The 20,356-nt window shown below is 63.4% G+C and carries 20 protein-coding genes; 13 read left to right on the top strand and 7 right to left on the bottom strand.

Annotated elements, in window-relative coordinates:
• Positions 1–6 precede the first annotated feature (6 nt).
• The 8 genes from AC1DMA_RS15870 (at position 7) to AC1DMA_RS15835 (ending at position 8,158) form a co-directional block, all read left to right on the top strand.
• Positions 7–1,287: a biosynthetic peptidoglycan transglycosylase gene (locus AC1DMA_RS15870; protein ID WP_478144796.1), complete on the top strand. Its 1,281-nt coding sequence runs from the start codon at positions 7–9 to the stop codon at positions 1,285–1,287.
• 44 nt (positions 1,288–1,331) lie between these two features.
• The gene (locus AC1DMA_RS15865; protein ID WP_478144795.1) at positions 1,332–2,444 is read left to right on the top strand and encodes an ABC transporter ATP-binding protein; all 1,113 of its coding nucleotides are present in this window, start codon (positions 1,332–1,334) and stop codon (positions 2,442–2,444) included.
• A 73-nt stretch (positions 2,445–2,517) separates the two neighbouring features.
• Entirely contained in the window at positions 2,518–3,789 is a 1,272-nt protein-coding gene (locus AC1DMA_RS15860; RefSeq protein WP_478144794.1) for an ABC transporter substrate-binding protein, read from the top strand.
• Positions 3,790–3,937: 148 nt separating this feature from the next.
• Positions 3,938–4,855 (top strand): ABC transporter permease, encoded by a 918-nt coding sequence (locus AC1DMA_RS15855; protein ID WP_478144793.1) that lies wholly within the window; start codon positions 3,938–3,940, stop codon positions 4,853–4,855.
• The gene (locus AC1DMA_RS15850; protein ID WP_478144792.1) at positions 4,852–5,742 is read left to right on the top strand and encodes an ABC transporter permease; all 891 of its coding nucleotides are present in this window, start codon (positions 4,852–4,854) and stop codon (positions 5,740–5,742) included. The genes AC1DMA_RS15855 and AC1DMA_RS15850 overlap by 4 nt, the downstream gene beginning before the upstream one ends.
• Positions 5,742–6,476 carry an aspartate/glutamate racemase family protein gene (locus AC1DMA_RS15845; RefSeq protein ID WP_478127595.1) on the top strand — a complete coding sequence of 245 codons (735 nt, stop codon included), beginning with the start codon at positions 5,742–5,744 and terminating at the stop codon, positions 6,474–6,476. Before AC1DMA_RS15850 ends, AC1DMA_RS15845 begins: the two co-directional genes overlap by 1 nt.
• Positions 6,477–6,525: 49 nt before the next feature.
• Entirely contained in the window at positions 6,526–7,437 is a 912-nt protein-coding gene (locus AC1DMA_RS15840) for a pirin family protein (protein ID WP_478144791.1), read from the top strand.
• A gap of 154 nt (positions 7,438–7,591) precedes the next feature.
• Complete coding sequence (locus AC1DMA_RS15835; protein WP_478144790.1) at positions 7,592–8,158, top strand: Spy/CpxP family protein refolding chaperone; 567 nt, start codon at positions 7,592–7,594, stop codon at positions 8,156–8,158.
• A 76-nt stretch (positions 8,159–8,234) separates the two neighbouring features.
• Here AC1DMA_RS15835 and AC1DMA_RS15830 read toward each other — a convergent pair whose 3' ends face one another.
• A complete protein-coding gene (locus AC1DMA_RS15830) occupies positions 8,235–8,663 on the bottom strand; it encodes a serine/threonine protein kinase (RefSeq protein WP_478127592.1) in 429 nt (142 codons plus the stop codon).
• A gap of 208 nt (positions 8,664–8,871) precedes the next feature.
• Here AC1DMA_RS15830 and AC1DMA_RS15825 point away from each other — a divergent pair, with 208 nt between their 5' ends.
• From AC1DMA_RS15825 to AC1DMA_RS15810, 4 genes are all read left to right on the top strand, one after another.
• Positions 8,872–9,627: an endonuclease/exonuclease/phosphatase family protein gene (locus AC1DMA_RS15825; RefSeq protein ID WP_478144789.1), complete on the top strand. Its 756-nt coding sequence runs from the start codon at positions 8,872–8,874 to the stop codon at positions 9,625–9,627.
• On the top strand, positions 9,624–10,865 hold the full coding sequence (gene clsB / locus AC1DMA_RS15820) for a cardiolipin synthase ClsB (RefSeq protein WP_478144788.1): 1,242 nt from the start codon (positions 9,624–9,626) through the stop codon (positions 10,863–10,865). The genes AC1DMA_RS15825 and clsB overlap by 4 nt, the downstream gene beginning before the upstream one ends.
• A complete protein-coding gene (locus AC1DMA_RS15815) occupies positions 10,865–11,857 on the top strand; it encodes a lysylphosphatidylglycerol synthase domain-containing protein (protein ID WP_478144787.1) in 993 nt (330 codons plus the stop codon). The genes clsB and AC1DMA_RS15815 overlap by 1 nt, the downstream gene beginning before the upstream one ends.
• A 117-nt stretch (positions 11,858–11,974) precedes the next feature.
• Positions 11,975–12,724, top strand: a complete 750-nt coding sequence (locus AC1DMA_RS15810; protein ID WP_478144786.1) for a TIGR03915 family putative DNA repair protein — start codon at positions 11,975–11,977, stop codon at positions 12,722–12,724.
• On the opposite strand, the gene AC1DMA_RS15805 is transcribed toward AC1DMA_RS15810, so the two are convergent.
• The gene (locus AC1DMA_RS15805; protein WP_478144785.1) at positions 12,666–13,376 is read right to left on the bottom strand and encodes an acyloxyacyl hydrolase; all 711 of its coding nucleotides are present in this window, start codon (positions 13,374–13,376) and stop codon (positions 12,666–12,668) included. The genes AC1DMA_RS15810 and AC1DMA_RS15805 overlap by 59 nt on opposite strands.
• 42 nt (positions 13,377–13,418) lie before the next feature.
• Between AC1DMA_RS15805 and AC1DMA_RS15800 the strand changes: the two genes are divergently transcribed.
• The gene (locus AC1DMA_RS15800; RefSeq protein WP_478127586.1) at positions 13,419–13,919 is read left to right on the top strand and encodes a polyhydroxyalkanoate granule-associated phasin; all 501 of its coding nucleotides are present in this window, start codon (positions 13,419–13,421) and stop codon (positions 13,917–13,919) included.
• 3 nt (positions 13,920–13,922) lie between these two features.
• Here the strand turns inward: AC1DMA_RS15800 and AC1DMA_RS15795 are convergent, their stop codons facing one another.
• The 5 genes from AC1DMA_RS15795 to dnaN form a co-directional block, all read right to left on the bottom strand.
• Entirely contained in the window at positions 13,923–15,104 is a 1,182-nt protein-coding gene (locus AC1DMA_RS15795; RefSeq protein ID WP_478127585.1) for a metallophosphoesterase, read from the bottom strand.
• A 144-nt stretch (positions 15,105–15,248) separates the two neighbouring features.
• Positions 15,249–15,719 carry a hypothetical protein gene (locus tag AC1DMA_RS15790; RefSeq protein ID WP_478127584.1) on the bottom strand — a complete coding sequence of 157 codons (471 nt, stop codon included), beginning with the start codon at positions 15,717–15,719 and terminating at the stop codon, positions 15,249–15,251.
• A gap of 126 nt (positions 15,720–15,845) precedes the next feature.
• Entirely contained in the window at positions 15,846–16,343 is a 498-nt protein-coding gene (locus tag AC1DMA_RS15785; protein WP_478127583.1) for a hypothetical protein, read from the bottom strand.
• Between the two features lie 136 nt (positions 16,344–16,479).
• Positions 16,480–19,107 (bottom strand): DNA topoisomerase (ATP-hydrolyzing) subunit B, encoded by a 2,628-nt coding sequence (gene gyrB / locus AC1DMA_RS15780; protein WP_478127642.1) that lies wholly within the window; start codon positions 19,105–19,107, stop codon positions 16,480–16,482.
• Positions 19,108–19,241: 134 nt separating this feature from the next.
• Positions 19,242–20,348 carry a DNA polymerase III subunit beta gene (gene dnaN / locus AC1DMA_RS15775; protein ID WP_478127582.1) on the bottom strand — a complete coding sequence of 369 codons (1,107 nt, stop codon included), beginning with the start codon at positions 20,346–20,348 and terminating at the stop codon, positions 19,242–19,244.
• Positions 20,349–20,356: the final 8 nt, after the last annotated feature.

Here is a 20,356-nt window from a genome sequence, read left to right as displayed (position 1 = left end):
AGAGATTTGCTCAAAAAAGCGCTGCTTTATTTTTTCTTCGCGACCCTGGCCCTGGTGCTGACCGCCGCGGTCGCCGCGTTCCTGATCGTGAGACTGGCGCTGGCCCCCGGCCCCGACGAGTGGCCAGCCCGTGTCCCGGCCGGCCCGCTGTCTTTCGATGTCGGCGTGCCGACAGCCATCCGGCTGGCGACTTCGTCATGGTTCGCGCCCTGGATTGCCGGCCGGACGCTCGACACCAGGTTCGGCCCTGTCGCTTTTGGCTGGAACGAGCCTACGGGCACGCTTGAACTGCAATGCGCCCCCTGCAGCGCGACGGTGCCCGCGCTGGGCAGCGCACCCATTCGGTTCGAGCGCCTGAAGGCCACCGTGCGGCGCGACGCGGGCACGCTCAGCGGCATTCTCGAAGCCTCGCCTTCCGATCCAACCTCGACCGTCACCGAGGCCAAGGGCGACCAGACGCTCCACGCACGATGGGATGGACGCCTGTCGCAGAAGGCCCTGCTCCTCAACATTAACGTGCCGGAAGCACCGATCGCCAGCTGGTACGCCATCCTGGCACCTGATTTGGCCGAGCTGCGGCGGGCACGCATCGGCGGCACGCTGGGCCTGCACGCCCAAGTCGCCCTCCCGGCGGGTACGTTCTCGTTGCAGCCGCAGATCAGCCAGTTCACCGTCGACGGATTGGGGACCGAGGCGATCGCCAACGCACGCACCGTTTGCGGCGCACCAAGCCGGCTCACGAGCGAAAGCTGGCTCGCCCGCGCCGTCATCGCGGCCGAAGATCAACGCTTTTTCATGCATCCCGGCTACGACCTCACCGAACTGGCCGCCTCACTGGAAACCAACCAGAAAGCGTCCAAAGTCGCTCGGGGCGGCAGCACGCTGACCCAGCAACTGGCCAAATTCCTCGTCACCGGCGGACAGCAAAACGCCGACCGCAAGCTGCGCGAGTTGCTCTACGCGGTCGAAATGGAGCAGACGCTGGGCAAGGCGCGCATCCTCCAGCTGTACCTCGACAACGCACCGTGGGGCGCCCAGATCTGCGGCGCGGAAACCGCGGCACGCACCTATTTCAAGCGCTCTGCGCGCAATCTCGAACCGGCGCAGGCGGTGTGGCTGGCTGCCATGCTGAACAACCCGGCCGCCGCCGTGCGCAAGTGGCAGCAGGAAGGCAACATCAATCTCGATCGCGCAAAGTGGGTGGCGGACGGCGTACGCGGCATCACCAAGCCTCAACGGGACGCGCTGCTGAGCAAAGTCGCCGCAGCCCGCTTCGCACCACCCTGACGTGGCTGGGATCGCTGGCACATGTCTTGCGATGACACGCATCAATGGATGCTGTCACCGCCCCTCCGCCCGCAGCCGTTGAGATCGTCGCGCTGACCAAGCGCTACGTCGCCGGTGCGCCGCCCGCCGTCGACCAGATCGACCTGCGCATCGCCAGCGGCAGCTACTGCTGCCTGCTGGGCCCATCGGGTTGCGGCAAGAGCACGACGCTGCGAATGGTCGCGGGTCACGAGTCAGTATCGGGCGGAGACATCTTGCTGGACAACCGCAACATCACCAACCTGCCCGCCGCAGCGCGGGGCACGGCGATGATGTTCCAGAGCTTCGCGCTCTTTCCACATCTCTCGGCGCTCGACAACGTCGCCTTCAGCCTCAAGATGAAGGGCGTGTCCAAGAGCGAGCGCCACAAGCGCGCCAGGAACCTGCTGGAGCGCGTCGCGATGGGCCAGCTCGCAGAACGCAAGCCGGGAGAGCTCTCGGGCGGACAACAGCAGCGGGTCGCTTTGGCGCGCGCGTTGATCACCGAACCGCGCGTCTTGCTGCTCGACGAGCCGCTTTCGGCACTTGACCCTTTCTTGCGGATCCAGATGCGCGCCGAGTTGCGCCGCTGGCAGAAGGAATTGGGCCTCACCTTCATTCACGTCACCCATTCGCAGGAAGAAGCGATGGCGCTGGCGGACACGATGGTCGTCATGAACCACGGGTTGATCGAACAGGTCGGTCCGCCGCATCAGGTCTACAACCATCCAACCAGCGAATTCGTCGCGCGCTTCATGGGCGGCCACAACGTCTTCGCCGTGCATGACGGACTCATCGCGGTGCGCAACGATCACATGCAGATCGCGCCGGCGACCGGCGCCGCAGGAGAGACTGGCTTGCCGGCGCACGTCACCGATGTGGAATACCAAGGCACCTACGTGCTGCTCGGACTGCGGCTCACGGGCGTGCGGCCCGAGCAAAGCAGCGTCTCGGTGCTGCTGTCCGAAAAGGCCTTCGTCAGCCGCACCTTCGAAGTCGGCGAGAGCGTGCGCCTGAGCTGGTCAGAGGCCGACGCCCGCCCGCTCGGCGCCGGCGCCACACGCCCTGTCAAACCTGGCAACGGCGCACCGATTCCGCTGCGCGAACCCCTCGCCGCGCTGGCCGCAATGGCCGCCTGACAAGCCGCAAGAAGCCCGGGTAGCAACCGCCGTCCTCCTCAGTTTCCTCACCACCGCCTCTTCGGAGACCACCATGTCCAAAAAAATCGAAACACCCTCCACCGGCGTGCAGCGCCGCACGCTGCTGCAAGGCACAGCGGGCATCCTCGCGAGCGGCGTCTTCCCCGCCATCCATGCACAGGAAAAGACCGTGCTGCGCTATCTCGGTACCGCGGTCAACCAGGACAAGGCGATCGCGGAGAAATTCAAGGCCGACACAGGCATCGAAATCCAGTACGTGGCAGTCACCACGGACGACGTCACCAAGCGCGCGGTGACCGCGCCCAACAGCTTCGACCTGATCGATACGGAGTACTTCTCGCTCAAGAAGATCGTGCCCACGGGCAACCTCAAGGGCATCGACACTCAGCGCGTGAAGAATGCCGACAAGATCACCACGCTCTTCACAAAGGGCGAAGTCGCTGGCAAGAAGGTCGGCAGCCAAGGCACTGCGCCCATCAAGGTGATCTACCTGGAAGGCGAGAAAAGCAAGGCATTCGCGGCGTCGCCGACGCGGTTCATGTCGCTCATTCCGACCACCTATAACGCCGACACGCTCGGCATCCGGCCCGATCTGATCAAGCGGCCGATCGGCTCTTGGGCCGAGCTGCTCAATCCCGAGTTCAAGGGCAAGTCGGCGATCCTGAACATCCCGTCGATCGGCATCATGGACGCGGCGATGGTGGTGGAGTCCAAGGGCATCCACAAGTACGCGGACAAAGGCAACATGACGAAGGCCGAGATCGATCTCACGATCAAGACGCTGATCGAAGCCAAGAAGGCGGGGCAATTTCGTGCGCTGTGGAAGGACTTCAACGAGTCGGTGAACCTCATGTCGTCAGGCGAAGTCGTGATCCAGTCGATGTGGTCGCCTGCGGTCACCGCCGTGCGAAGCAAAGGCATCGACTGCACCTTCCAGCCGCTGAAGGAAGGCTACCGCGCCTGGGCCTCCGGCTTCGGCCTGCCGGCAACGTTGTCGGGCAGGAAGCTCGACGGTGCGTATGAATTCATCAACTGGTTCCTCGATGGCTGGGCGGGTGCCTACCTCAATCGCCAGGGCTACTACAGCGCTGTCCTGGACACCGCAAAGGCCAAGATGGAGCCATACGAGTGGGCCTATTGGATGGAAGGCAAGCCTGCGGCGCAGGACATCAAGAGCCCGCAAGGCGACGTCATCGCCAAGGCCGGTGCGGTGCGCGACGGCGGCAGCTACGAAGAGCGCATGGGCGCAATTGCCTGCTGGAACGCCGTGATGGACGAGAACGAGTACATGGTGAGGAAGTGGAACGAATTCGTGGCGGCATGAAGCTCGCCCCCCAGGTTGGCTCACTCCGTGTAGCCGCCCACCCCCCTGCCGGGGGGCGACACCGGCGGCCCGGCAAAGCCGGTTCCGCGGTGTCTCACGAACAGGCTTCGTGCGGCTCGCCTCGAGAAATCAACTTTGCTTCTTCGTCATGAGCACTCTTGTTGCGGGCGGCGATGCCGCCCCATCGGCCGCCCGCCCGCTTAACGCGTGGTGGCAGGCGGCGCCGTTCGCGCTGGTGTTCGTGTTGTTCTTCCTGATTCCTCTGTCGCTGATCGCGATGGTCAGCCTGTGGAACTTCAACGAGTACGAACTCATCCCGGCGCTGTCGGCGCGCAACTACCTGAGCATCTTCGAAGGGTGCTCGCACCTCACGGACAACGGTGACCTGTGCGTCACGCTGTCCACCTACATCAGCACGCTCAAGTTCTGCCTGCTGGTTTGGGCGATCACTCTGTTGATCGGTTTCGCGGTTGCCTACTTCCTGGCTTTTCATGTGCGTTCGCCGGGCATGCAGACGCTGCTTTTCGTCCTGTGCACGGTGCCGTTCTGGACTTCGAACGTGATTCGCATGATCTCGTGGGTGCCGCTCCTGGGGCGCAATGGGCTGGTGAACCAAGGCCTCATGGGCATCGGGCTGATCGACTCGCCTGTCGAATGGTTGCTGTTCTCGGACTTCTCGGTGGTGCTCGCCTTCGTGCACCTGTACACGATGTTCATGATCGTGCCGATCTTCAATTCGATGATGCGCATCGACCGCTCGCTGCTCGAAGCAGCCAGCGACTCCGGCGCGTCCGGCTGGCAGACGCTGTGGAACGTGATCGTGCCGCTCTCGCGCACGGGCATCCTGATCGGCTCGATCTTCGTCATCACGATCGTGATGGGTGACTTCGTGACGATCGGCGTGATGGGCGGACAGCAGATCGCATCAGTGGGCAAGATCATCCAGGTGCAGACCTCGTACCTGCAGTTTCCGCTGGCGGCCGCGAACGCGATGATCCTTTTGGCGGTGGTGCTCATGATCATCTGGGGCCTCACGCGGCTCGTCGACATCCGCAAGGAACTATGAACATGCGGATCGGCGAACAACGCTCGGCGGGCTTCTGGCCTCTGGCTTTTGTCTTCTCGGTCTTCGTGCTGTTTCTCTACGGGCCGATGATCACGATCTTCGTGCTCAGCTTCCAGGGGCCCGAGGGCGGCCTCACGTTTCCGCTGCGCGGTGTTTCGCTGCACTGGTTCTACAAGCTGGCCGAAGGGCTTGGCACGGTGGACATCGGCGCTGCATTCCGGCGCTCGCTGATGCTGGGCACCGTCGTGATGCTGTTCACTGTGGTGCTGTCGGTGCTGGCGGGCCTTGCCTTCCGCAAGAGCCTCAAGGGCGGCAACGCGCTTTTCTTCATCACCGTGGCGAGCCTGATCATGCCGTCGATCATCGTGTCGCTTGGCATCGGGCTGCAGTTCCGCCTGCTTGATGCGGGGATCAAAGGTGCGCTGACTGCGCTCGATGCGACCGGCACGCTCGAGAACTACGGCACTGCATTGGGCCTGCTCACCTCAGCCCTCGGCGCGCATCTCACGTGGACGCTTCCGTTCGGGCTCCTGATCATGTTTGCCGTGTTCAACCGCTTCAATCCTGCATACGAAGAAGCGGCTCGCGACCTCGGAGCAACGCCCTGGCAGACCTTTTGCCACGTCGTGCTGCCCCTGATCGGGCCGTCCGTCGTGGGGATCGGCATGTTCGGCTTCACGCTGAGCTGGGACGAGATCGCGCGCACCTCGCAGGCGATCGGCGACGTCAATACCTTGCCGCTCGAACTCCAGGGCCTCACATCGACGGTGACGACGCCTTCCATCTATGCGCTCGGCACGGTGACCACTGTCGTGTCCTTTGCTGTCATGGGGCTTGCCCTGGGTGCCGCAGCGCTTCTGCGAAGACGGGCGACGCGTCCCTGCTGATGGCTCGTCTGCTCATCATCAATCCCAACACCTCCGCTTCGGTGAGCCAGTTGCTCGAGCGCCATGTGCGCGCCCAGGCCGGAGATGCGCTTGAAGTGCACACGATCACCGCCCGCTTTGGCGCACCGTACATCGCCAACGAGGCCGGCTACGCGGTTGCGCAGCACGCCACGCTCGATGCCTGGGCGGTCGCGCATGCGCACGGCGAGCGCCCCGACGCCGTGCTGATCGGCTGCTTCGGAGATCCGGGTCTGTTCGCGATGCGCGACGGTGCGGGGGTGCCCGTCAGCGGGCTCGCGGAGGCCGCCTTCACGTCCGCCGCAAAGTACGGCCGCTTCGCCGTCGTGACCGGCGGCGAGCCGTGGCGCCCGATGCTCGAACGGCTGGCGTGGTCGCTCGGATATTCGCCATCGCTCGCGGGTATCCACACCTTGGCACCGACCGGAGCACAACTCGCGGCCGACCCGATCGCCGCCCACGCACTGCTTGCCGAAGCCTGCCGCGACGCGGCCCTGCGCTTCGATGCGCGAGCGGTCATCCTGGGCGGCGCGGGCCTTGCCGGCATGGCCGCCGAAATCGCCCCTGCGGTGCCCGTCCCTGTCATCGACAGCGTGCATGCCGGTGCCGACTGGGCGGTGCTCGCGACCCAGGCGGCTCCCGCATCGGGCGCCACTCGGACGGGCTTCGGCATCGCCTGGCAAAGCGTCTCCTGGGAACTCGAAGCGCTCGGCTGAGGCGCCCCCACCCCTAGCGCGGTCGTCCCGACCGTGCCACCATGCTTGGATGACCACACCCACTCCAAACCACGCCCACAGCGCGCACGCGGTCGAACCGATCGCCCTGGCCCAACCCCGTGGCGTCGACCAGATCGTTGCCGGCGTGTCCACCAGCGACGGAGATGGCGTCAAGCTCACCCGCGTGCTGCACCAGACGCTGCAGCAGCGGCTCGATCCCTACCTGATGCTCGACGCCTTCGGCAGTGACAACCCCGGGGACTACATCGGCGGCTTTCCGAGCCACCCGCACCGTGGCTTTGAAACCGTGACCTACATGATCTCGGGGCGCATGCGTCATCGGGACAGCCATGGCCACGAAGGGCTGCTGTCCAACGGCGGCGTGCAATGGATGACGGCCGGCCGCGGCCTCGTACACAGCGAGCTGCCGGAACAGGAAGAAGGCCTCATGGAGGGCTTTCAGCTGTGGCTCAACCTGCCGGCCAAGGACAAGATGCGCGAGCCCTGGTATCGCGACATCCAGAGCCATGAGATTCCGGAATTCGTCACGCCGGCAGGCGTTCGGGTGCGTGTCATTGCTGGCGAAAGCCACGGCGTCGCCGGCGCGATGCAGCGTGAACATACCGAGCCGGTCTACCTCGACATCGCGCTGCCACCCGGTGCCGAATTTGCGCAGCCACTGCCGGACCACTACAACGCGTTGATCTACGTGTTTCGCGAGTCGATCTACATCGGAAGCAGCGAGATCCCGACCAAGCGCATGGCGATACTCGCGAACGACCCGGGCAGCGATGGCGTCGTGCTCCGCGCGCCCGCCTCCAATCACAGCATTGCGCGAGCGCTCCTGATCGCCGGCAATCCGCTGCACGAGCCGATCGCCCAATATGGGCCTTTCGTCATGAACACCCGAGAGCAGGTGACGCAGGCCGTGCATGATTTCCAGAACGGAAAGTTCAGCTGAAGCGGAGGCTGAAACCAAGGCCGAAGGCGGCGCGAGCGTTCATCTATCTTTACGCCCGCTAACCCGACCCTCACCGTCGCGAAACACGGGCTCGCCACACTTCCCTTCACCTGCTGCCCATCGGCGGCGGGCTTCTTCGAAAGGAAGCACTCTCATGATCTCGTCTCGCAAAAGCCTTCTCTGTGCCGGTCTGCTGGCAGTCTCGTTTGCCTCGACTGGCGCCTTCGCGCAAGCGACCCCAACGCCAGTGACGCCTGCTCCAGCAGCGGTCGCACCGCAGCCTGGCGCGAATCCTTCGCACACACGGCCGGACCGCGCGCAGCGCTTCGAGCAGATGCAGCAGCGCCACGCGCAGCATCTCGCAGAGTTGAAGGAAAAGCTCAAGCTCACGCCTGCGCAGGAAAGCGCGTGGAGCACGTTCACGGCCGCGCAGCAGCCGCCGGCGCCCCCTTCAGGCCAGCCGCCCCGTATGGACCGCGCCGAGTTTGCCAAGCTGACCACGCCGCAACGGCTTGACCTGATGCAATCGCGTCAGGCCGAACGCACCGCCAGGTTTGCCAAACGGGCCGAGGCCACGCGGACTTTCTATGCTGGACTGACGCCCGATCAGCAGAAGACCTTCGATGCCGAGTCGATGCGGCGCTTCGGCCCTGGCGATCGGGGTGAACATGGCGAACACGGCGGCCGTCGCCATCCAACGGCGCCAGCCAGCAAGAGCTGAGCCTCGTCAGCGGATCCCGAAGCCCGCGGCGGAAGTGCCGCGGGCTTTTTCATTTTTGGTTCGCCGGACCTCGAGCCTATTGGGGCGTGCCAGTCTTGGTCGTCGGATTGGTCGGCACGTCAGGCCGCTCACCCTTTTGGCCAAACTGCGGCTTGGCTTTGCGCCCCGACTGGCTCACTTCCGCGCGCGACATCTCGCCCGTCGGCTGCGCAACGGCATTGGGTTGGTTGTTCACGGTCGTTGATGCTTCGCCCTTGGGCACCTGGTTGTTGGCGTTGTTTCGGTTGTGCGCACGCGCCTCTGCCTTCACCGCCTCGCGTGAAGCCGGCTGCGTGCCGTCGGGCCGCTGGGTAGGATTGCCGACGCCCGCCGGAGTCTTCGTACTCGCCTGGCCGGCCACCGCAGGGTCGGGCTGCGCCGGCTGCGAGGTCATCTGCGCGGACGCAATGCCCGCCAGGCCGAGAAGTCCGGCCAAAACGGTGCTCGTGAACAGTGCTTGCTTCATGATGGCTCCTGTCTTGTCTCTCATGGAATGGAATCCACCGTAGGAGGGGTGCCTGCTGCGACATGTGAGGAGCGGCACGCCGTGCCTGTAGGAGCACGCCCATGAGCCGCGCAGGCTGGCAAAGAACGTGGTGCGTTCCTACACTTGCCGAACTTTGGCCAGCTTACAAACTTCAACTGTGAAGCCCTCGTCCCACACGGCGGCTGTGATGCCCTTGCCGACCTCGCTCAAAGTCATGACCGTGAACACCCACAAGGGCTTCACGGCCCTGAATCGCAAGTTCATCCTTCCGGAGCTCAGGGAAGCGGTTCGTACAGTGGGCGCGGACGTCGTGTTTCTCCAGGAAGTGCTCGGCACGCACTCGCGCCATTCGCGCAAGATCGACAACTGGCCGGAGGCGCCGCATTACGAGTTCCTCGCGGACACGATGTGGCCCCAGTTCGCCTATGGCCGGAACGCCGTCTACCCCAAGGGGCACCACGGCAACGCGGTGCTCTCGAAGTTCCCGATCGTGCACCACCGAAACCACGACGTGTCGATCACCGGACCCGAGAAGCGAGGACTGCTGCATTGCGTATTGCGGCTGCCCGCAAGGCCTGTCGACGTGCATGTGATCTGCGCGYACCTCGGGCTGGCTGAAAGCCATCGGCAGGAGCAGCTCGACCTGCTCTGCCATATCGTGCGCGACGAGGTGCCGGCCGACGCGCCCTTGATCGTTGCGGGCGATTTCAATGACTGGCGCGGCAAGGCGCATCGCATCCTCGAAGTGGGCGCCGCGTTGCGGGAGGTGTTCGTGCTCGCGAACGGCAACGCCGCGAGGACCTTTCCGGCGCGGTTTCCGGTGTTGCCGCTGGACCGCATCTACGTGCGCAACGCGGCGGTGCATGCGCCGGTGGTGCTGCCCCGAAGGCCCTGGTCGCATCTTTCGGACCATGCGCCGCTCGTCGCGGAGATCCAGCTGTGAGCGCGGCCGGCAGTCAGCGCTGGATCGGCGGCAACCAAGTCGAGTTGCTCGAGAACGGCGAGACATTTTTCCCGCGTGTGTTCGACGCCATCCGAAGCGCGCGCCAGGAGGTCATCGTCGAAACTTTCATCCTGTTCGAGGACAAGGTGGGCAAGGCGCTCCACGCCGCCATGCGCGCGGCTGCCCAAAGAGGTGTGAAGGTCGACCTCATGGTCGACGGCTTCGGTTCGCCGGACCTTTCGCCTGAGTTCATCGAAGGGCTGACCTCCGCCGGCGTCAAGGTGCGTGTGTTCGATCCCGGCAGGCGCCTGTTCGGGCAACGGCTCAACGTCTTCCGCCGCATGCATCGGAAGATCGTGGTCATCGACGGATCGATCGCCTTTGTCGGCGGCATCAATTTCGCGGCCGATCATCTGCTCGATTACGGCCCCAAGGGCAAGCAGGACTACGCAGTGGCACTCGCAGGTCCGATCGTGGCCGAGATCCATCGCTTCGTGCTGCATGCCATTGCCGTAGGCGGCAAGGGACCCAGCTGGTTCAGGCGGCGCCTGAAGTCCTCTAGTCGAATCCGCCCCGAGCCGCAGGGCGAAGCCGAAGTGCAGTTCGTGACGCGAGACAATCGCCGCCATACCGACGACATCGAACGCCGCTATCGGGCCGCGATCCGGAGTGCGCGGCAACGCATCGTGATTGCCAATGCCTATTTCTTCCCCGGCTACACCTTGATCAAGGAAATGCGACGTGCGGCGCGGCGCGGGGTGGACGTGCGGCTGATCTTGCAGGGCAACCCGGACATGCCTTTCGTGAAGACAGCCGCGAGCATGCTCTATCACCATCTCCTGCACGCCGGCGTTCGCATCTATGAGTATTGCGAGCGGCCGTTGCACGGCAAGGTTGCTGTCGTCGACGAGCAGTGGAGCACAGTCGGATCGAGCAACCTTGACCCGCTCAGCCTGTCGCTGAACCTGGAGGCCAACGCGATCGTGCGCGACCGGGCATTCAATCAGGTGCTGTGGGACCGTCTCGATTCGCTGATGCAGCATGGCTGCAAACAGATTCATGCGGCCGACCTGACGGAATGGAGCGCCTGGCGGCTGGTGCGCAGCTTCTTCATCTTCCATCTCTTGCGCTGGTATCCGGCGTTGATCGGCATGTTGCCGCGACATGCGCCGCTGCTGAAGCCGCTTGAAGGCTCACAGCCACGCGGCTCGGGCGCGACGCGAACGGATGCAGCGTGATGGCCTCCACACCGGCGACGGGCGCCGTGGCGCCCCCAGGAGGCCCTGCCTCGCCAGGATGGCACCGCACTAGACGAATCGCAGCATGGGTCTTCTTTGCGCTGGTGCTGTTCCTGATCTTCCGGCAGGCGCGCACCATCGATTGGCGCGGAGTGCTCGCGTCGGTGCGCGAGATTCCGCTGCCACTGTTGCTCGCGGCCGCGGCGCTGGCCGTGTGCAGCCACTTGCTCTACAGCACCTATGACTTGCTCGGCCGCCGGATGACGGGCCACCGGCTGCGCACCAGCTCGGTGATGGGTATCACCTTCATCAGCTATGCATTCAACCTGAACCTGGGCGCACTGGTCGGCGGGATCGCCTTCAGGTATCGCCTCTATTCACGGCTCGGCCTGGACAACAACACGATCACCCGCGTGCTCGCCTTCAGCATGTTGACCAACTGGTTCGGCTATTTCGCGGTCGCTGGAGCGGCTTTCTGCTTCTGGCCCATGCCGCTGCCTCCCGAGTGGAAGATCGGCGACGAGGGCCTGCGGATTCTTGGCGCTTTGCTGATTCTGGCGGGGCTCGCCTACCTGATCCTGTGCGCCATTGCGCGCGAACACACCTGGCGCATACACGGCCACGAGATCGACACGCCGCCGCTGCGCATCGCGCTGCTCCAACTCGTGATTTCATCCGCCAACTGGTCGCTGATCGGGGGCGTGATCTGGTTCCTGCTCGAGCAACGACTGCCCTACCCATCCGTGCTCGGCGTGTTTCTGGTTGCGGCCGTGGCGGGAGTCATCACGCACATCCCGGGCGGGCTGGGGGTGCTGGAGGCCGTCTTCATCGCGCTGCTGTCGCACCGGCTCTCGCAAGACCAGCTGCTCGGGGCGTTGCTGGCTTATCGCGCGCTCTACTATCTTCTCCCGCTGATCGTGGCCTGCGTGGTCTACATCGCGACCGAAGTGCACACGAGGCGCCTGCGGCGCCGATTGGCAACAGCCAGGTAGCGCCGGATCGGCGGTCGCGAGATGGGCGGCCCCTCGCCAGTGAAGCCAGCGCATCCTTCGCCGTTTTACGCCTCACCGCCTACAGGAGCGTCCAGAAGCGAGACCTAACTTGACGGCATGTCGCTTCATTCCGTCACCCTGGCGAGCCAGACCGACCTGGACGGATTCCGCCGAGAAGCCCGGGTGTTGCTCGCAACGCTTGTTCCGCCAGAGGAAGTCGAGTGGAACGCGCCGCAGGGGCTCGCCATCTCCCCTTCATGTGCGGCGGCAAATGGCGAAAAACGGCATTCCGCCGACAGGCCGCACGGGGGCGTCAATCTCTTCCTGCCTCGCTCATTCATGTCTCTGTGCGATGTCGTCATTCTGCACAGCGACCCCGGTCGTTTCGACCTCCTGTACCGCTTGCTGTGGCGGCTCGTGCACGAACCCGGCCTGCGCCGCAGCCCCTTGGACAGCGATCGCGTGCGCGCGGTGCACATGGCGCAGGCTGTGCGGCGCGATATCCAGCGGACAAAGGCGCTCATCCGCTTCAGGCCTGTCGATTCAGGTGTAGAAGGCGCCCCGCTGCACATCGCGTGGTTGGAGCCCGATCACTACATCGTCGAGGCGATCGCACCCTTCTTTGCGCGCCGGTTCGCCCAGATGAACTGGGCCCTCCTCACCCCGACCTGCAGTGTCCGATGGAATCGCGAGGCTCTGGAGTTCGGGCCGGGAGTCGACAAGGCCGACGAAGGCCTGTGGCTCACGCGCTATAGGCAAGCTTTTGAAAGCGCGCGATCCACGCGCGGATGCAATGAGCCGCCTGAACTCAGAACCGATACAGGTAGCGCACCCGCACAAAGTTCTCGCCTGGGTTCGGCTCTTTGATGCCCCCATTGGAAAAATGCTGGATCCGCAGCGAGAGTTCGTGCTCCCGCGCCGCTCCAAAACTGCGCCCCACGCTCAGTTGCTCGGTGAACTGGAAGGCAGTGGTGAACTGGCGGTCAGGCGTGCGATAGAGGCTGTCGGTCACTGTGCCGCCCAAGCCTGCTTCGACAAACCAGGGGGATTGGCCTTCGCCGAATCTGTAGCGGAAGTTGCCGATCCCGCCGATTTGCGCATAGTTCTTCTTGTCCGCGCCATTGGGCGGTTCTGGTGCACGCCAAGCGCTCAGGAAGAAGTCCCAATAAAAGGTCATGACGCCGCCCCACATCGCTCGTGGCGCCATCAGCGCCGGAACGACCAAGCCAGCAGTCAGGGAGTCGGTGTTATTGGAGCCACTGGGTGTGCGGCCGAAATCGATGTAGGCGCCCTTCATCTCGTCCGAGGAAGCTGCCGCAGCACCCAGAGAGAGGAAAACGGATCCCGCGAACAAAACCGTTCTGAAAACGGCAGGTAATTGATGCATTCTTCTAATTCCACGAGGATGAAAATCGACGATGATCGTAAGGTTTTCGAGCCCGATCTGCTGGCTACCACGGCAGGCACGCGAGTAGGACGCCATCCTTAATTGAATGTTGCAGCGCAGCAAAAGAGACATGGAAGGTCTATAGTCCAGTGGACTCCAAGCACACAACGTTCCATGACACGCAGCATCTCCTCCCCGCGCTTCTTCAACCCGCTCATGCTGTGGGCTGATGTCGCCGTCAAGACGACAGAAATGCTCGTGTGCTCCCGGTCAGTCATTCAGATGCGCACCGAGCGCATCGCCCGCGCGGGGCTGACCCCAACGGACGAGGACCTTGTCGAATTCCAGCTCATGAGTCACGAAAAGCTGGCGGCAGTGAGCGAAGCCGGTGCCGCGATGGCCAACCAGCTTCACACCACACAATTCGCGCTCACCAACCGCGCAGTCCGTCACTGGCTCGGCAGCGGCGTGGCTCTTTTCTCGCTGTCCATGAGCGTGACCGCGGCAGAGGCCCTGACGCACGCCGAGGCGCTCGGAAGTGCGGCGGCCGGATCGGCGGCAGCCATCACTCAGTTGAGCAGCGCAGGCGCGCGCATCGTGCAGCGCGGGCTCAAGCCGATCCACACGAAGGCGACCTCCAACGCTCGCCGCCTTGCCGACGCTATCTCCGCGTGAGGCTCAGGACGCCACCACGAGGCGCAGCAACGTGATCTCCGAAGGCGCTCCGAAGCGCTTGGGCGGCCCCCAATAGCCGGTGCCGCGGCTCGTGTAGACCCACATTTCGTGCAGCTTGTGCAGGCCGGCCGTGAAAGGCTGCTGCAGCGGAACGAACAGATTCCACGGAAAGAACTGCCCGCCGTGGGTGTGCCCGGAAAGCTGGAGGTGATAGCCCGCCTCGGCTGCGGCTGGCGCAGTGCGAGGCTGGTGCGCGAGCAGCACGCGCGTATGAACCAGAGGAGGCGCGTCCAGCAATGCGCCTTGCGGATCGCTCGTATGTGCGACATCGAAATGCGCTCCGGTGTAGTCGGTCACGCCAGCCACAACGAGCGCGCTTTCGAGCACTTCTTCGTCGGTCTGCGCGCCGCTCACGTTGCGCGTCTGCAGCACCACGTGCTCGTTCAGCAGCACGCGCAGGCCCAGCCGTCGAAGCTCGTCGACCCATGCATGAACGCCGGCGTAGTACTCATGGTTGCCGGTGACCACGAATGTGCCATGCCTCGCGCGCAGTCCCTCGAGGGGCGCGATGTGCTCCCGCAGCTCGGACACGGTTCCATCGACCAAGTCGCCCGTGATTGCGATCATGTCTGCGCTCAACCCATTGACCGCGTCGACGATGCGCTGGATGTAGCTTCGCTTGATGGTCGGACCGACGTGGATGTCGCTGAGCTGCGCAATCGTGAAACCGGCCAGCGCCGAAGGCAGATCGCGAATCGGCACGTCCACACGCACCACGCTGGCCGTACGGCGAGCATTGAAAAAGCCTATCAGCGAAGTCGCTGTGGCAAGTACGGGCACCGCGATGGCGCTCAGTTCCTTCCAGTGCGGCCAATCGACTGCCCACCCGCCGGCCAGCGTCGCAAGCCAACCCAGAAGCAAGCCCGCATCGCGCACGATCGTGAGCACGAACATGGATGAAAACCAGCCCATGCTCAGAAGTCCGATCCATTTCCAGCCATCGGCGAACTGCCGGCGTTTCGAGCGCATGCCGATGAAAGGAAGGGGCATGGTCGCCGCAGAGACAACCAGCACTGCCAGGAGCATTGGCCAGCCGAATCCGTGGCCGGCCAGCGAAGGCAGCAGCCGTAGCCCGATGTAGACGTGCAGCAGCGTGGTGAGGAGGATCAAAGGTCGAAGCGGCATGAGCGCCTGGCAGGACGGGCAAACCCGGACCCTCCATGTGCGAGCAGGAAGCTGCACATTCAAGGTGTGTGCCAGTGGTCGGCCGATATTAATATCGACCGAATATCCGCGCGCGAGCGAGTGCGCGTGGGCAAGCAGCGAACGTCAGGAGTGCGCTGCGATGCTCGTGCCGGCAGGCCACACGAAAGTCGTACGCGACGAACTGCCCGGCAGGATGTCCACCTGCTGCTTCAGCGTCTGGCCGCCCAGGGTCGCCTCAACTTCGTAGTGCCCAGGATCAAGGCGCGCCACCATGAAAGGGCCATCGGCAACAACTCGGCTCAGCACCGTCTCGCCGGATGCATTGCGCACCGTCACCACGACCTCAGCGGCAAAGTCCGCGCGCTTTCCGTCCTTGACGGCGAACTCGAAGGTCGCCGGCCATCGAGGCGCGACGGTTTCCATCAACTCGGCCTCGTCGCTCCCCACGCCGCCGCTCATGTACTCGACGCCGTTCATCATGTGGATCGGGGGGTTGTAGACCGCATGTGCCGCCATTGCACCGAAAAGCGACACGCTACCGACGGCCACTGTGAACAGGGTGGCGGCGGGTCGCCAAACACGCATAGTTCTCATCGCGATGTCCTTCTTGTTGCCCAAATGAATGTGAAGCCAGCTTCACGCCATCACTATCTGCAACAACTCTTAGGAGAACCTGAACTGCAAGCGCGTTTTTTTGCGCCGCCTGCAGCGGAATCCGACTCAGTCGCCCGTGCTGGCGGAAGCCTGATGTTCGGGCCGAGGCAATCCCATCTCGGAAGCGAAATCCACGTTCGAGGGCCACGTAAACACAGCTTTCGATCCCAGTCCGTTGAAGACGATCAGCGGCTGGGTGAGCGTCACGCCGCCCATCGTCGCATCGATCTCGTAGGCACCTGGATTCAGCCGTGCGACCATGATGGGAGATCCGGTTGAAACCGTCATCACCTCCCTGCTGGAATACCGCTCCCGCACGACGATGCTCACGTCGGACGGAAACCGGACTCCGGGGGCTGATCGCGCGATACCGAACTCCAGAGCGGCGGCCCAGCGCGGCGCAACCGTCTTCATGAACGACGCTTCATCACTGCTTCTGCCGCCACACATGTATTCGATGCCGTGCGCCACCTTGATCGGTGGATTCGTCAGCGCGTGCGCGGAGGTGAAAGCACCGAAGATGAGCGCGGCCGCGAGGGGCCGGCAAAAACGGTTCGGGATCATTGCTGTGCTGTCCTCTTGCTCAAAATGGCGTGAAACCGCCGGAGATTTTGCTTAGCAAGAGTCGGGCTAGGAATAGCGTTTACACGCAGTTTGCGGTTCCCAGCCCGCAGTTGGTTACCGCAACGACAGCCGAAACTCAAACGTCGATATTGGCCGCCCGAAGCGCGTTCTGCTCAATAAATTCGCGGCGCGGCTCGACCTCGTCGCCCATCAGCATCGTGAACACGCGATCCGCCTCGATGGCGTCGTCGATCTGAACGCGCAGCAAGCGCCGCACGTTCGGATCCATGGTCGTTTCCCACAACTGCTCGGGATTCATCTCGCCGAGTCCCTTGTAGCGCTGGCGTGCGGTTGCGTTCTCGGCCTGGCCGATCAGCCAGCGCATTGCTTCGCGGAAGTCGCCGACCTTTTCTTCCTTGGCTCGGTCGCCTTCGCCGCGCTTGACGACAGCGCCCTCGCCCAGGAGATCACGGAATGTCTTGGCGGCCTCCGCGAGTGCCGCGTAATCCGCACCATGCACAAAATCCTGGGTCAGCACGCTGCTCTTGATATTGCCGTGATGGCGGCGGCTGATACGCAAAAGCGGTTTGTCCGTTCGCGCGTCAAATTCGCTCGAAACGTCCGCCGGTGCACCGGTGGTGTTGAGTTCGCGCAGCTTGTTCTGGAGCGCGACGGCCGACGCCTCGGCACTGGCTGTCGTGTCGAGGTCGAGCGACACCCCGTCGGCAATCGCGCGCAATGCTGCGGCGTCCAGGAAGACACCGAGCCTTGCGATCACGGCTTCCGCCAATTGATGCTTGCGCGCGAGTTCAGCCAAGGTGTCGCCGCTCAGCGTCGTCGGCTTGTCGCCGCCGGTCATCACGCTGGCGTCCTTCAGCGCCACCTTGAGCAAGAAGGCATCGAGCGCGGGCGCATCCTTCAGGTATTGCTCTTCCTTGCCGACCTTCACCTTGTAAAGCGGCGGCTGGGCGATATAGATGTGGCCGCGTTCGACCAATTCCGGCATCTGCCGGTAGAAGAAGGTCAATAGGAGCGTGCGGATGTGGGCGCCGTCCACGTCGGCATCGGTCATGATGATGATGCGGTGATAGCGCAGCTTGGCCACATTGAAGTCGTCGGCACCGCCGCCTGAAGTCGTCGCACCTGCGCGACCGATGCCGGTGCCGAGCGCCGTGATCATCGTCAAGATTTCGTTGCTCGTCAGGAGCTTTTCGTAGCGCGCTTTTTCGACGTTCAGGATCTTGCCGCGCAGCGGCAGGATGGCCTGGAATTTCCGGTCGCGACCCTGCTTGGCCGATCCGCCCGCGGAGTCACCCTCCACCAGGTAGACCTCGCACAGAGCCGGATCCTTCTCCTGGCAATCCGCCAACTTGCCGGGCAGGCCCATTCCGTCGAGCACGCCCTTCCGGCGCGTCATCTCGCGCGCCTTGCGCGCGGCTTCGCGCGCTCGCGCCGCTTCGACGATCTTGCCGCAGATGATCTTGGCGTCGCCGGGCCGCTCCTGGAGATAGTCGGACAGCAAGCGGCCGACGATGTCTTCGACTGGCGCACGCACTTCGCTCGACACCAGCTTGTCCTTGGTCTGGCTCGAAAACTTGGGCTCCGGCACTTTTACGCTCAACACGCAGCAAAGGCCTTCGCGCATGTCGTCGCCGGTCACTTCGACCTTGGCCTTCTTGGCCAGCTCGTTTTCTTCGATGTATTTATTGATCACCCGCGTCATCGCCGCACGCAAGCCGGTGAGGTGAGTGCCGCCATCACGCTGCGGGATGTTGTTGGTGAAGCAGAGAACCTGCTCGTTGTAGCCGCTGTTCCACTGCATCGCGACTTCGACGCCGATGTGCGTTCCGGGGATGCCGCCATACGTATCCGCCGGCTTTTCTCCCGACGCATAGAAGACGTTCGGATGCAAAACCGTCTTGCCCTTGTTGATGAACTCGACAAAGCCCTTGACCCCACCGGCACCGGAAAAATCGTCTTGCTTGCCCGTGCGTTCATCGATGAGCCGGATCCGAACACCGTTGTTGAGGAAGCTGAGTTCACGAAGGCGCTTGCTCAGGATCTCGTAATGGAAATCCGCGTTTTCCTTGAAGATTTCCGTGTCAGGCAGAAAGTGCACTTCAGTGCCGCGCTTTTCGGTTTCGCCCGTCACCTTCATCGGCGAGACTTCGAAGCCGTTCACCGTCTCCAGGATGCGGTTCTGCACGAAACCCTGGCTGAATTCGAGCGTGTGAACCTTGCCTTCGCGCCGAACGGTGAGGCGCAGCATTTTGCTGAGCGCGTTCACGCAACTCACGCCCACTCCGTGGAGGCCGCCCGAAACCTTGTAGCTGTTCTGATTGAACTTGCCGCCGGCATGCAGTTCAGTAAGCGCGATCTCCGCCGCCGAGCGCTTGGGCTCGTGCTTGTCGTCCATCTTCACGCCCGTGGGAATGCCGCGGCCGTTGTCTGTCACTGACACCGAATTGTCGGTGTGGATGGTGACAACGATGTCGTCGCAGTAGCCCGCGAGCGCCTCGTCGATCGAGTTGTCCACGACTTCGAACACCAGGTGGTGCAGACCCGTACCGTCCGACGTGTCCCCGATGTACATACCCGGACGTTTGCGAACTGCCTCCAGACCTTCGAGGATTGTGATGGAACCTTCGCCATAGGACGTGTCGGCCGACGGCGGCGTCACCTCGATCGGAATCGCGTTGTCGATCTCAGGGGTGTAGACCGGCTCGGTGTGCGGCACTTCCAGCTTGTTCTCTTCGCTCATCAGAATCTTTCTCATCGGCAGCCCCGGAGCTACCGTCATTTCGGGAAACACCGCGGGACCGGCTTTGCCGGGCCCGCTGGTGTTGCCCCCTGCAAGGGGGTTGGCGGCCACTCGAAGTGGGCAAGCCTGGGGGTGTGCTAAATCCTCATCGGCATGACGACGTACTTGAAGGAGGCGTTCTCAGGGATGGTCATCAGCACAGAACTGTTTGAGTCGGCGAGATCCAGCTTCACCATCTCCTGGCTCATATTGGTCAGCGCGTCGATCAGGTAGGTCACGTTGAACCCGATCTCGATCGAGTCCCCGCCGTAGTCGATGTCGAGCTCGTCCTGCGCTTCTTCCTGCTCGGCATTGTTTGAGGCGATGCGCAAGGTACCCGGTTCGATGTTGAGCCGCACGCCTTTGAACTTCTCGCTCGTCAGGATCGCCGTGCGCTGAAGGCTTGCGAGAAGGGGAGCGCGCCCCAGCGTCACCGAATTCTTGTGATTCTTGGGGATCACGCGGTTGTAGTCGGGGAACTTGCCTTCGACTAGCTTCGTGACGAACTCCATCCCGCCAAAGTTGAACTTGGCCTGGTTGTTCGCGAACTGCATCTCGATTGCGCCCTCGGCATCGGACAGCAGCCGCTGCATTTCCAAGACTGTCTTGCGTGGCAGGATCACTTCCTGGCGGGGTACTTCGACGTCCAGCGTTGCCGACGCGAACGCCAGCCGATGGCCGTCCGTTGCCACGAGGCTCAACTGTTTACCTTCGGCCACGAACAGGATGCCATTGAGGTAGTAGCGGATGTCGTGCACCGCCATCGCGAACGACACCTGGCTCAGCAGATCCTTCAGCGTCTTTTGCGGAACGCTGAAAACCGGACCGAAATTGGCGGATTCCTGCACCAGCGGGAAGTCTTCCGCAGGAAGCGACTGCAGCGTGAAGCGACTCTTGCCACCCTTGAGCACCAGCTTGTTCGCGCTGGATTCAAGGCTGACCGTCTGGTCGGACGGCATAGTCCGCAGGATGTCGATCAGCTTGCGCGCGCCAATGGTCGTCGTGAAGTTACCCTCGTCGCCACCCAGTTCAGCCTGGGTGCGAATCTGGATTTCCAGATCGCTGGTGGTCAGCTGCAACTGGCCGCCCGTCTTGCGGATAAGCACATTGGCCAATATCGGCAGGGTGTGCCGCCGCTCCACGATACCCGCCACCGACTGCAGCGCTGCGAGGACTTTGTCTTGCGTAGACTTCAAAACGATCATGTTCTTAC

It is taken from the genome of Variovorax sp. 05N34 (genome assembly GCF_056397405.1).
The sequence above is the reverse complement of the archived record's forward strand: the minus strand, read 5'-3'. Positions and strand labels throughout refer to the sequence as shown.